This is a genomic window from Pseudarthrobacter sp. WHRI 8279 (assembly GCF_040224115.2).
GTDB lineage: Bacteria > Actinomycetota > Actinomycetes > Actinomycetales > Micrococcaceae > Arthrobacter.
Map to the genome: position 1 here is coordinate 1,990,421 of NZ_CP168162.1, position 13,148 is coordinate 2,003,568.

Annotated in this window: 8 protein-coding genes; 1 reads left to right on the forward strand and 7 read right to left on the reverse strand. The window is 66.8% G+C overall.

Annotation, left to right across the window (positions count from 1 at the left end):
* The first annotated feature begins 9 nt into the window (after positions 1 to 9).
* Positions 10 to 1,686, forward strand: a complete 1,677-nt coding sequence (locus ABRP28_RS09025) for a formate--tetrahydrofolate ligase (RefSeq protein WP_350002002.1) — start codon at positions 10 to 12, stop codon at positions 1,684 to 1,686.
* A gap of 555 nt (positions 1,687 to 2,241) precedes the next feature.
* On the opposite strand, the gene ABRP28_RS09030 is transcribed toward ABRP28_RS09025, so the two are convergent.
* From ABRP28_RS09030 to ABRP28_RS09060, 7 genes are all read right to left on the reverse strand, one after another.
* Positions 2,242 to 3,327, reverse strand: coding sequence for an inositol-3-phosphate synthase (locus ABRP28_RS09030; RefSeq protein WP_174176614.1), 1,086 nt, complete (start codon positions 3,325 to 3,327; stop codon positions 2,242 to 2,244).
* Between the two features lie 164 nt (positions 3,328 to 3,491).
* A complete protein-coding gene (gene mgrA / locus ABRP28_RS09035) occupies positions 3,492 to 4,532 on the reverse strand; it encodes an L-glyceraldehyde 3-phosphate reductase (protein WP_190609765.1) in 1,041 nt (346 codons plus the stop codon).
* 100 nt (positions 4,533 to 4,632) lie between these two features.
* Positions 4,633 to 6,402, reverse strand: a complete 1,770-nt coding sequence (gene treZ, locus ABRP28_RS09040) for a malto-oligosyltrehalose trehalohydrolase (RefSeq protein ID WP_350002005.1) — start codon at positions 6,400 to 6,402, stop codon at positions 4,633 to 4,635.
* Positions 6,399 to 8,726, reverse strand: a complete 2,328-nt coding sequence (gene treY, locus ABRP28_RS09045) for a malto-oligosyltrehalose synthase (RefSeq protein ID WP_350002007.1) — start codon at positions 8,724 to 8,726, stop codon at positions 6,399 to 6,401. The genes treZ and treY overlap by 4 nt, the downstream gene beginning before the upstream one ends.
* Complete coding sequence (glgX, locus tag ABRP28_RS09050) at positions 8,723 to 10,978, reverse strand: glycogen debranching protein GlgX (RefSeq protein WP_231454733.1); 2,256 nt, start codon at positions 10,976 to 10,978, stop codon at positions 8,723 to 8,725. The genes treY and glgX overlap by 4 nt, the downstream gene beginning before the upstream one ends.
* Before the next feature lie 66 nt (positions 10,979 to 11,044).
* Positions 11,045 to 12,640: an NAD(P)H-hydrate dehydratase gene (locus ABRP28_RS09055; RefSeq protein WP_350002009.1), complete on the reverse strand. Its 1,596-nt coding sequence runs from the start codon at positions 12,638 to 12,640 to the stop codon at positions 11,045 to 11,047.
* Between the two features lie 31 nt (positions 12,641 to 12,671).
* Complete coding sequence (locus ABRP28_RS09060; protein ID WP_066277757.1) at positions 12,672 to 13,019, reverse strand: holo-ACP synthase; 348 nt, start codon at positions 13,017 to 13,019, stop codon at positions 12,672 to 12,674.
* Between the last annotated feature and the right edge of the window lie 129 nt (positions 13,020 to 13,148).

The following is a 13,148-nucleotide window of genomic DNA, read 5'->3' on the forward strand; positions in this document are numbered from 1 at the left end:
AGGACAATGATGTCTTCCACCCCCAGTGACCTTGAGATTGCCAGGGCAGCCCGGATCCGGCCCATCGAGGACATTGCGGCGGCCGCAGGCATCAATGCGGAGGCCCTGGAGCATTACGGGCGGTACAAGGCCAAGATCGATCCCGCCCGGCTGCAGGCTCCCGCGCCCGCCGGGAAGGTGGTGCTGGTCTCGGCGATGTCCCCCACGCCGGCCGGTGAGGGGAAGTCCACCACCACCGTTGGCCTCGCCGATTCGCTGGCACGGGCGGGCCACAAGGTGATGATCGCCCTGCGCGAGCCGTCGCTGGGCCCGGTTCTGGGCATGAAGGGCGGCGCCACCGGCGGCGGCTACTCCCAGGTGCTGCCCATGGACGAGATCAACCTCCACTTCACCGGCGACTTCCATGCCATCACGGCCGCCAACAATGCGCTCATGGCCCTGGTGGACAACCACATCTATCAGGGCAACGCCTTGAATATTGACCCCCGGCGCATGACGTTCAAGCGGGTCCTGGACATGAACGACCGCGCCCTGCGGGAGGTGGTTATAGGTTTGGGCGGGCCCACCCAGGGCGTCCCGCGCCAGGACGGGTTCGACATCACCGTGGCGTCCGAGATCATGGCGGTCTTCTGCCTGGCCACCGACCTGGCGGACCTTCGCTCCCGGCTGGGCCGGATCACTTTCGGCTACACCTTTGACCGCTCGCCGGTGACCGTGGCGGATCTTAGTGTGCAGGGTGCGCTGGCGCTGCTGCTGAAGGAGGCCGTCAAGCCCAACCTGGTGCAGACCATCGCCGGCACTCCTGCCCTGGTCCACGGCGGACCGTTCGCCAATATCGCCCACGGCTGCAATTCGCTGATTGCCACCCAGACGGCACGGCGGCTGGCGGACATTGTTGTGACGGAGGCGGGCTTCGGCGCCGACCTGGGTGCGGAAAAGTTTATGGACATCAAAGCGCGGACCGGCGGCCTGGCGCCCTCGGCGGTGGTGGTGGTGGCAACGGTGCGGGCCCTCAAGATGCAGGGCGGGGTAGCGAAGAACCAGCTCACCGAACCGAACATCGCTGCCCTCGAGGCGGGGGTGGCAAACCTGCACCGGCACGTCCGGAATGTGGAGAAATTCGGTGTGCCTCCCGTGGTGGCCATTAACAGGTTCTCCTCCGACTCCGCCGAGGAACTCGACTGGCTGCTGGCGTGGTGCGCGGCAGAGGGAGTCCCGGCCGCCGTCGCCGATGTGTGGGGACGCGGCGGCGGCGGTGACGGCGGGGATGAACTTGCGGCCCTGGTGGCCAAGACGGTGGCGGGGCCCAACAACTTCCGGCACCTGTACGCGCTGGGACTGCCGGTGGAGGACAAGATCCGGACCATCGCCCAGGAAATCTACGGGGCGGACGGGGTGGATTTCTCCGTGCCGGCCCTGAAACGGCTGGCCGACATCGAGCGGAACGGCTGGGGCGGCCTCCCGGTATGCATGGCCAAGACCCAGTACTCGTTCACGGATGATGCCTCCCGGCTGGGCGCCCCGAAAGGATTCACCATCCACGTCCGCGACCTCCTGCCCAAGACCGGTGCCGGCTTCATCGTTGCGCTGACCGGAGCGGTGATGACCATGCCCGGGCTGCCCGTAGCGCCGGCGGCGATGCGCATGGACGTGGACGACGCCGGCAACCCGGTGGGCCTCGCCTGACCCCTGCACCCTCTCTCACTTGATGTCGGCTTTCCGCAGACGCCCTCTCACTTGATGTCGGTTTTTTGCAGACGCTCTCTCACTTGATGCGCGTTTTCCGGCGACGCTCCTGCACTTCCCGTGGGTCGCGTACCCGTGCGGCAGCCGCTTTTGCGGTAGCAGCGGTCCGCGTCGCCACGTCTGGAAGCCCTCCGCGCTTCAGCGAAACAAAGATCAGCACCGGGCTCAGCACCACAAGCCCACTGACCTCCGTGACGGAGGAGGGGTCGGTGGCGAGCATCTCGGGAATGGCCCGGCCCGGCGCAGTCGCGGCAAAGACGCAGGCCACGTCGATGCCGGCTCAATGTAGCGCCCGGCCTGCCCGCCCAACGCAAACGCTTCCCCACCGAGGTGGACTGCTCCCCGGATGTTGGACTGAAAATTCAGTTCCGACTTCCGGGAAGCAGTTCAGCAGTGAGAGAGCGTTGCGTGAAAACCCACATCAAGTGAGAGAGGATCGTCAGAAACCGACGTCAAGTGCGAGAGGGTTTCAGGGTGGACAGGCTGACGGGCGGGTTAGCGCTCCAGGTCGCCGCGGATGAAGGCTTCCACCTTTTCGCGGGCGAGGTCGTCGTTGAACTGCTCCGGCGGCGACTTCATGAAGTAGCTCGATGCGGAGAGCAGCGGACCGCCGATGCCACGGTCCAGGCCGATTTTCGCGGCACGGATGGCGTCGATGATCACGCCGGCGGAGTTGGGGGAATCCCAGACTTCCAGCTTGTACTCGAGTGACACAGGGGCGTCGCCGAAGTTGCGGCCTTCGAGGCGGACAAAGGCCCACTTGCGGTCATCCAGCCACTGGACGTAGTCGGACGGGCCGATGTGGACGTCCTTGGCGGCCAGTTCGGCTTCCACGTTGGAGGTGACGGCCTGGGTCTTGGAGATCTTCTTGGACTCCAGGCGGTCGCGCTCCAGCATGTTCTTGAAGTCCATGTTGCCGCCGACGTTCAGCTGGTACGTGCGGTCCAGGGTGACACCGCGGTCTTCGAAGAGCTTGGCCATGACGCGGTGGGTGATGGTGGCGCCGATCTGGCTCTTGATGTCGTCGCCCACGATCGGGACGCCGGCGGCGGTGAACTTGTCAGCCCACTCCTTGGTGCCGGCGATGAAGACGGGCAGGGCGTTGACGAAGGCCACGCCGGCGTCAATAGCGGCCTGGGCGTAGAACTCGGCAGCTTCCTGCGAACCAACGGGCAGGTAGCAGACCATCACGTCGACCTTGGCATCCTTGAGCGCCTGCACAACGTCCACCGGCTCTTCGGTGGACTGCTCGATGGTCTCGAGGTAGTACTTGCCGAGGCCGTCGAGGGTGTGGCCGCGCTGGACGGTGACGCCGGTGGGCGGCACGTCGGCGATCTTGATGGTGTTGTTTTCGCTCGCCAGGATGGCATCGGAAAGGTCAACGCCGACCTTTTTGCCATCAACGTCAAACGCGGCGACGAACTCAACGTCACCCACGTGGTACTGGCCGAACTCAACGTGCATCAGGCCCGGGATCGTGGCCTTGGGGTCGGCATCCTTGTAGTAGTGGACGCCCTGGACCAGCGAAGCGGCACAGTTTCCTACGCCGACGATTGCAACACGAATCGGATGTGAAGACACGGAACTCCTTTGAGGAAAAACGTCAGCCCGCCGGTGCCGCGTCCGGGAGGGGACGACGGCGGTGCGGCAGGCTCTGCGCCAAAACGGCGCCTTTTCATAGTAACCAACAGAGTGGGACGCGGGGTTGTTCCCCTGTCCCACTCTGCGGATTCACCGTAATGGAATCAGGCCGGCTGCTTCCACAGGTTGATGTCCGACTCCACCGCGAACTCGTCGATGGCGTTCAGTTCGTCGGCGGTGAACGCGAGGTTGTTGATGGCGGACAGCGTGTCCTCCAGCTGGCGCACACTTGAGGCGCCCACCAGGGCCGAGGTGACAGGCGAACCCTTGGGCTGGTCACGCAGGATCCAGGCGACGGCCATCTGGGCGAGGGACTGTCCGCGGCCTTCGGCGATCCTGTTGAGCCCGCGGATGCGGTCCAGCTTCTCCTCGGTGATGGCGTTTTCGGAGAGGAAACGGTCCTTGGCTGCCCGGGAATCGGCGGGGATGCCGTTCAGGTAGCGGTCGGTGAGCATGCCCTGGGCGAGCGGAGAGAAGGCGATGGAGCCTGCACCCACCTGGTCCAGCGCTTCATAGAGGTTGGGCGAACCGTTCTCGGTCCACCGGTTGAGCATCGAGTAGCTGGGCTGGTGGATGAGCAGCGGCGTCCCGAGGTCCTTCAGGATGCGTGCTGCCTCAAGGGTCTGCTCGGGGGTGTAGGAGGAGATGCCTGCGTACAGGGCCTTGCCTGAACGGACGGCATAATCCAGCGCACCCATGGTCTCTTCCATGGGAGTTTCCGGGTCCGGCCGGTGGCTGTAGAAGATGTCCACGTAGTCCAGGCCCATGCGCTGCAGCGACTGGTCCAGGCTGGAGATCAGGTATTTGCGGGAGCCCCACTCGCCGTACGGGCCGGGCCACATGTAGTAGCCGGCCTTGGTGGAGATGACCAGCTCGTCCCGGTAGGGCTTGAAGTCGTCCTGGAGGTGCCGGCCGAAGTTCGTTTCGGCTGATCCGTCCGGCGGGCCGTAGTTGTTGGCGAGGTCAAAGTGGTTGACGCCCAGGTCGAACGCGCGGCGCAGGATGGCCCGCTGCTCGTCGAAGCGCTTGTCATCGCCGAAGTTGTGCCACAGGCCAAGCGAGATGGCGGGCAGTTTGAGTCCGCTGCGGCCGACGCGGCGGTAGGGCATGGATTCGTAGCGGTCTTCCGCCGCGGAATAAGTCATGTCTTCCATCCTGCCAGCTGTGACCCGCACAACAGGCCACGGCAGGAAAGTTACGCCGCGGGCTGACACCAGCCCGCGGCGTAACGCTGCCTGCATGGCGTCAGGACTTGACGATCACCGCGCTCCAGGGCGCCAGGGCGAGGGCGTCGCCCTCAAGGCCGCTGCCCTCATCCGTGGCCAACAGGACGGTCCCGGCAACGTCCTCCAGCCGGACCTTGGCGTCCGAGAGGTTCAGCAGTACCTCAACGCTTCCGCGGCGGAACCGCAGCCAGCCGGCGTCGTCGTCGAACGTCACCTCTGTCTCGGTGAAGCCGAGACCGGCAAGCTCCGGGTGCTCGCGGCGCAGCGCCGTGAGGGCACGGTAGAGCTCCAGCAGCCGGGCGTGGTCCCCGGCGGAGGCTTCGTCCCAGTTCAGCTTGGACCGGCGGAAGGTTTCCGGATCCTGGGGGTCGGGCACGACGGCGGGATCCCACCCCATGCGCTCGAACTCCTTGATCCGGCCTTCCGCGGTGGCCTTGCCCAGCTCGGGTTCCGGGTGCGAGGTGAAGAACTGCCAGGGGGTGCTCGCCGCGAACTCCTCGCCCATGAACAGCATGGGCGTGAACGGGGACGTCAGCGTGAGCACGGCTGCCATGGCAAGCTGCCCGTGGGAGAGCGACTGCGAGAGCCTGTCCCCCGTGGCGCGGTTGCCGATCTGGTCGTGGTTCTGGTTGCAGACCACCAGCGCCGCCGGGTGCACCAGCGAAGCGTCGATGGGCCGGCCGTGGTGCCGTCCGCGGAAGCTGGAGTAGCTGCCGTCGTGCAGGAAGCCGTCCTTCAGGACCTTCGCCAGGACCGCCAGGGACTGGAAGTCGCCGTAATACCCGGTGGTCTCGCCGCTGACGCTGACGTGGACCGCGTGGTGGAAGTCGTCGCTCCACTGCCCGGCCAGCCCGTACCCGTTGGCGTCCCGCGGGTAGATCAGGCGGGGGTTGTTCAGGTCCGACTCGGCAATCAGGGTCTTCGGCAGCCCGGTCTCCGCCGCGACGGCGTCGCCCAGGGCACCGAACTCCTCGAGGATGTGCACGGCGCGCTCGTCCTTCAGCGCGTGCACGGCGTCCAGGCGGAGGCCGTCCACGTGGTAGTCCCGGAGCCAGAGGGCGAGATTGTCCAGGATGTACTCCCGCACCACGTCCGAGCCGGGGCCGTCCAGGTTCACCGAGTCGCCCCAGGTGTTGGCGTCCCCCTGCTTGAGGTAGGGGCCGAACCTGGACAGGTAGTTCCCGCTCGGGCCGAGGTGGTTGTACACCACGTCCTGGATAACACCCAGGCCGGCGGCGTGGGCAGCATCCACAAAGCGCTGGTAGGCAGCAGGCCCGCCGTACCCTTCATGGACCGCGTACCACTGGACGCCGTCGTAGCCCCAGTTATGGGTTCCGTTGAACCCATTGACCGGGAGCAGCTCCACGAAGTCGATTCCCAGGTCCGCGAGGTACCCGAGCTTCCCGGCCGCCGCGTCCAGGGTCCCCTCAGGGGTGAACGTGCCGACGTGGAGTTCGTAGATCACCGAACCCTTCAGATCCTTGCCCTTCCAGCCGGAGTCCTGCCAGGCATGGGCTGCGGGGTCGAAGGTCCTGGAAAGTTCATGGACGCCGGCGGGCAGGCGGCGGGAGCGCGGGTCCGGAATGGGATGGGTGTCCCCGTCCAGCAGGTAGCCGTAGTCCACCTCGCCGTCAGCCGGGGCATCCGGGGCTGTCCACCACCCTTCAGAGCCCGGAGCCGTGTCCTTTTCCGTCATGGGGTACTGCCGGCCGCCGGCCAGCAGGACCACGGACGTGGCCTCCGGAGCCCAGACATCGAAGCGCCCGGGGCCGCCATTCACAAGGGTCATGCCTTCTCTCCATCCGCCGGTACGAGCAAAGCCACGGGGTAGGTACCCAGGACGTCGGCCACCGAAACGGGCCCGGGGCCGTAGCTGTTGCCGGTGAGTTCGTCGCGCAGCGTCGTGGGAAGTTCGACGGCGGTGTCCCGCCATCCGCCGTCGGCTGCCAGTCCGGCGGGAAGCCGGGTGGCCAGGGTTAGGGCCCCAGTGGAGCCGTCACCTCCGCGGTGGAACGCGACCAGATGCTCTGCCGCTGGACCGGTGGCTGTCACGGGGCTGTAGCCCTGGAACAGTTCGGGCCGGTCGCGGCGGAGCCGGAGCGCGCGGGAGGTGACCAGGAGCTTGCTGGTTTCCGTGCCCGCCGCGGGCAGGGTGCCGGCTTCGAGCTTTGCAAGCTCCTGCCGGCGGACCTCGAAGTCCACCGGGCGGCGGTTGTCGGGGTCGGTCAGGGACCGTTCCCAGAATTCGCTGCCCTGGTAGACGTCCGGGACGCCGGGCATGGTCAGCTGGACCAGCTTGGCGGACACAGAGTTGGACGCGGCGTAGGAATCAATGCGTGCCACGAAGCCCTCCACCACCTTGGTGACCCGGCCGTCGTCGAACGCTGCATCCACTGCAGCCTTCACAGCCGATTCGAAGTCCTCGTCGGGGCTGGTCCAGGTGGTGGAGTTGCCGGCTTCCCGGGCAGCCTTCTCGGCGTAACCCTGCAGCCGCTCCCGGCTGGCGGGCCAAGCCCCCACCACAGCCTGCCAGAGCAGGTTCTCGTAAGGGCCGTCCGGGATCGGGGCCAGTTCACGGAGGGTGTTCAGCGTTGCCGTCCACTCCTGCGGCAATTCGGCGATCACCGAGATCCGCGCCCGGGCGTCCTCGCTGCGCTTGGTGTCGTGCGTGGACATCGTGGTCATGGACAGGGGCAGTTCCTGCTGGCGCCGGGCCATCCGCTGGTGGAACTCGTCAGGCGAAACAGAGAATTCCGTCGGTTCGGCTCCCACTTCGGTCAGGGTGCCCAGCCGGGTGTAGCGGTAGAACGCCGTATCCTCAACGCCCTTGGCCATCACCATGCCCGAGGTCTGCTGGAAGCGGACCGCGATGGGGTTGGCGGGATCAAGGAGCAGCGGCAGCAGCGTGCCCACGGCAACCTCGAGGTCGGGCCGCTGGGCCGCCGCTGATTCGCACGCTTCCTTGAGGATCCCGGCACCGGTGGGCAGGTACGTCCGGTACACGGGGAACGCAGCGATGATCTCGGCAATGGCATCGGCTGCCTGGTCCACCGCAAGCCCGTAGGACTCCGGAACCAGACGGGCCAGGCGCAGGACCTCGGACCGCAGGATCCCGTCCGCGATCATGCGCTTGGTGCCCCGGATCATCTCCGCGTAGTCCGCGGGGGTGTCGGAGCCGCGGAGCTTCGCATCCAGCTCGTCCAGCGCCTGCCGGCCTGCGGGATCCACGAACACCCGGTCCACGTCCGCGAGGGCGTCGTAGCCGGTGGTTCCCTCGGTGGCGAAGTCCTGGGGCAGGGTTTCGCCCGGCTCCAGGATCTTTTCCACCAGGACGTACGCTCCGCCGCTGAGGTCCTTCAGCCAGCGCAGGTAGCCGGCGGGATCGGCCAGGCCGTCCGGGTGGTCCACCCGGAGGCCGTCCACCAGCCCCTCCTTGAACCAGCGGCCCACCTCGGCATGTGCTTCCTCAAAGACCCTGGGCGTTTCCACCCGGATCCCGGCCAATGTGGTGACCGCGAAGAAACGCCGGTAGTTCAGCTCCGCATCCGCCCGGCGCCAGTCCATCAGCTCATAATGCTGGCGGCTGTGCACCTCCTGGGGTGAATCGCCGTCGGAGTAGCTTCCGGAAGCCAGCGGGAACCGGTGGTCGTAGTACCGGAGCTCGCCGTCCTTGATTTCCAGCTTGTCCAGGTCATCGTCGGAGCCGAGCATGGGCAGCCGGATCTTCCCGCCGGCCAGGTCCCAGTCGACGTCGAAGGCTTCGGCGTAGGGCGAGCCCTGGCCCTCCTTCAGCAGGGACCACCACCAGGGGTTCTGCACGGGCGTGGCGACGCCCACGTGGTTGGGCACGATGTCCACCAGTACACCCATGCCGTGTTCGCGGGCAGCCTTGGACAGGGCGAGCAGGCCCTCGGGGCCGCCACGCTCCGGGTCCACCGCGGAGGGGTCGGTCACGTCATAGCCGTGGTCCGAGCCCTGCTCCGCGGTCAGGATGGGCGAGAGGTACACCCAGTCAGCGCCGAGGTCCTTCAGGTAGGGGACCTTTTCGGCGGCATCGAACAGGGTGAAGCTGCGGCGGATCTGCAGGCGGTAGGTGGATGCCGGGACCCTCACTTCGCCGTAGCCTTCCGCTCCCCGATCTTGGTGGTTTTTCCGGGCTCGGCCACCATGGGGGTGGTGAGCGATTCAGTCTCGCTGGTGGAGGTCTGGGTCAATGCCGCCAGGGAGGCCGCCACGGAGTGGTCGGGTTCCACTTCCTCGACGGTGTGCGCACGGAGGACCACCAGGGACTTTGCTTCCACCGGCAGCGGCTGCCCGGCGGCCACCGGTTCCGTGTCCGCGTTCTGCCCGGCGGTGTCGATGATGACGTCCCAGGCCGGAGCGTACTCGTCCGAGGGCAGGGTGAACTTCACGGTGTCATCGTGGGCGTTGAAGTACAGCAGGAAGTTCACGTCGGTGATCCTCCGGCCGCGGCTGTCCTTGCCCTGGATGCCGTGCCCGTTCAGGAAGACGCCCACGGACCGGCCAAAGCCGCTGTCCCAGGCTTCGGGCTTCATGTTCTCGCCCTCCGGGTCCAGCCATACGATGTCCGGCAGCCGTTCGCCCTCGCCCCGCAGGACCGGGCGTCCGTCGAAGAAGCGGCTGCGGCGGAAGGTGGGGTGCTTGGCGCGGAGCGCGTTGACGGCCGCCGTGAACTCGATCAGCGGCTGGTCCACGGTGTCCCAGTTGATCCAGGTCAGCTCGGAGTCCTGGCAGTAGCCGTTGTTGTTGCCCTGCTGGGTGCGCCCCATTTCGTCGCCGTGCAGGAGCATGGGGACGCCCTGGGACAGCAGCAGCGAGGCGATGAAGTTCCGCTGCTGGCGGGCGCGGAGGCCAAGGACTTCGGGATCGTCCGTGGGACCTTCGACGCCGCAGTTCCAGGACCGGTTGTGGGATTCGCCGTCGTTGTTGTCCTCGCCGTTGGCGTCGTTGTGCTTCTCGTTGTAGGACACCAGGTCCGCGAGGGTGAAGCCGTCGTGCGCGGTGACGAAGTTGATGGATGCCACGGGGCGGCGGCCGGAGTGCTCGTACAGGTCCGCGGAGCCGGTGATGCGGGAAGCAAACTCGCCCAGGGTGGCGGGCTCGCCGCGCCAGAAGTCGCGGACGGTGTCGCGGTACTTGCCGTTCCATTCCGTCCACTGCGGCGGGAAGTTGCCCACCTGGTAGCCGCCGGGTCCAACGTCCCACGGCTCGGCGATGAGCTTGACCTGGGACACTACCGGGTCCTGCTGGATGAGTTCGAAGAAGGTGGACAGCTTGTCCACGTCATAGAACTCGCGGGCCAGGGTGGAGGCGAGGTCGAACCGGAAGCCGTCAACGTGCATCTCGGACACCCAGTAGCGCAGCGAGTCCATGAGCAGCTGCAGGGAGTGCGGCTGGCGGACGTTCAGGGAGTTGCCCGTGCCGGTGTAGTCCATGTAGTGCTTCTCGTCGCCCTCCATCAACCGGTAATAGGCGGCGTTGTCGATTCCCTTGAAGGACAGGGTGGGGCCCAGGTGGTTGCCTTCCGCGGTGTGGTTGTACACCACGTCCAGGATGACCTCGATGCCGGCCTTGTGCAGGGACCGGACCATGGCCTTGAAGTCCTGGACCTGCTGGCCGGTGTCCCCGGTGGAGCTGTAGGTGTTCTGCGGCGCGAAGAAGCCGATGGTGTTGTAGCCCCAGTAGTTGTTCAGGCCCTTGTCCTGCAGGGTGCCGTCATTGACGAACTGGTGCACGGGCATCAGTTCGATGGCGGTGACGCCGAGCTTCTGCAGGTGGGAGATGACGGCGGGGTGCGCCACGCCGGCGTAGGTGCCGCGCTGTTCCTCGGGGATTTCCGGGTGCAGCTGGGTGAGGCCCTTGACGTGCGCTTCGTAGATGACGGACTGGTGGTACGGGATCCGCAGGTTCTGGTCGCCGTCCCAGTCGAAGAACGGGTTGATGACCACACCCATCATCATGTGGCTCGCGGAGTCCTCGTTGTTGATGGAGTCCGGTTCGCCCAGGTTGTAGGTGAACAGCGAGGGATCCCAGTCGACCTGGCCGTGGACGGCCTTGGCGTAGGGGTCCAGCAGGAGCTTGTTGGGGTTGAAGCGGTTGCCGGAGGCAGGATCGTACGGGCCATGGACCCGGTAGCCGTACTTCTGTCCGGGCTGGACCTGCGGGATGTAGCAGTGCCAGACGTAACCGTCCACTTCGTCCAGCTCGATGCGGGTTTCCTTGCCGTCCTCATCGAAAAGGCAAAGTTCGACTTTTTCTGCTCGTTCGCTGAACAGGGCAAAGTTGGTGCCGGTTCCGTTATAGGTGGCGCCAAGGGGATAAGCCGATCCGGGCCAGACTTCCATAATGCTCCTCTTTGTGATTCGGCAGCAGTAGAGCAGGCGCGCCCTGCTGCCGGTGCGAACTAATGCCTACCGTAACGGTTGGGTGTGACTATTACGTTTCCGCGCCTCTGGGTTACTAAGCGTGCTTACTTTACCCCAAGTCTGGGGTAAGGAGTCTGCGATGCCTCCCGAAGTGACCGGTCCCCCGGCGCTGGCGTCCGACGCCGTCCGTCCCGCTTTGCCGTGCAGGGCGGCTCCCAGCGCGGCAATCGCTGCCCAGCGCACGTCCGGTTCCACGCCCGCTTTCCTGAAGCGCCCGACGTCGGACCCCGCCTGGGCGAGCAGGGCACCAATGACGCCGGCCAGGACGTCGCCGCTGCCGGCCGTTGCCAGCCAGGGCGTGCCGTCCGCCTGGCTGAAGATATCGCCTGATGGTGCGGCCACCAGGGTGGTGGCGCCTTTGAGCAGTACGGTGCCACCGGTCTGTTCCGAGGCTCGGCGTACCGCGGCCAGGGTTCCGCCTTCCACCGCGTCCCGGTCCTCGGATCCGCCCAGGCGTTGCAGCAGCGAGGCCAGTTCTCCGGCGTGGGGTGTGAGGACCACGTGCGGGCCAAGGATTTCGGGAAGCGCGGGAAGGGCACCGGCGTCCGCCACGACGGGCAGGCCGGAGTCCACGGCGTCATGGGCGCGCTGAAGCTGGTCATGGTGTTCGGGACCCATGCCGGAGCCCACCAGCCAGGCCTGCACACGGTTGTCCGCGACGGCGCCGGTGCTGCAAACAACCTCAGGGCACGCCTGCCTCACCAGGTCCGCGACTTCGGGCGGGCCGAGGTAGCGGACCATCCCCACGCCCGCGGCCAGGGCACCGCGGCAGGCCAGAACGGCTGCGCCCGGATAGTCCACGGAGCCAGCAACAACTCCGAGTACTCCGCGGGAGTACTTGTGGGCGCGCCGGGCAGGGTGCGGCAGCAGCCGCGCCAGGTCCCCGTCCTCGAGCCGGCGGAGCGAAGGCTGCGGCAGGTGCTCCTCGATGCCGATGGGCACCACCAGCACCTGGCCGGCGTAGTCGGCGCCGGGGTCAACCAGCAATCCGCTTTTGGCACCGCCGAAGGTGACGGTCAGGTGCGCCGGGAGCACCGGCCGGAAAACCTCGCCGGTATCAGCGTCAAGGCCGCTGGGAAGGTCGCAGGCAACCATCAAGGCATGTCCGTCCCGGCCTGCCGTCAGCTCGGCGACGGCTTCAACCAGCGCGGCAGCACTCCCCCGCAGCCCGCCGTTGGCGCCTGTGCCCAGCACGGCATCGATGACGACGTCGGCGCTTGCCGCTTCTTTGGCGAGTTCGGCGGGTGCCGCCCCGGCAAGACGGCGCACCCGGCCGCCGGTGCGCTCAAAAGCAGCCAGCGCCTGGGGGTGGGCGGTGTCTCCGGTGAGCACCGCCGTCGTGCGCATTCCCCGCGCGGCAAGGAAGGACGCGGCGTACAGGCCGTCCCCGCCATTGTTGCCCTTGCCCGTGAGGACGCAGACGCTGGCGCCGTAGATGGACAGGCCGCGGGACCGGCGTTCCCTGATGACGGCGTTGGCCAGGCCGTAGGCGGCACGCTGCATGAGGACGTCGCCCAGTCCGGAGGAGAGGAGCGGTTCCTCAGCCTGCCGGACCTGAGTTCCGGTGTAGGCGCTGATCACGGTGCCAGTTCCTGCGGGGGCCTGAGCGCGGTCAGCCTTCGGCCAGGACGGTGGCCGTGGCGATCCCGCCGTCGTGGCTCATGGAGAGGTGCCAGCGCTTGACGCCCTTGGCCTCGGCAACAGCCAGCACGGTGCCCTTGACCTGCACGGTGGGTCCGTTCTGGTCCAGGCCGATCCAGCAGTCCTGCCAGTTCATGCCGGCAGGCGCACCGAGGACTTTGGCAACAGCTTCCTTGGCGGCAAACCGGGCAGCCAGTGACCGGGTGTTCAACTCGCGCTCGGCGGGAACGAACAGCCGGTCCCGGAGGCCCGGGGTGCGTTCAAGCTGGCGGCCGAACCGCTCGATGTCTACAACGTCTACGCCAATGCCAACAATCATGGCACTACTCTACGTGGACGGCCTTGGCCCGCCGAGCGCAGCGCGCCTGACCACGCTCCGGATACGAAGGAAGCCCCAGGCTCTGCGCCCGGGGCTTCCCTGTTGAATCAGTACCGGAATCCGGCCCGA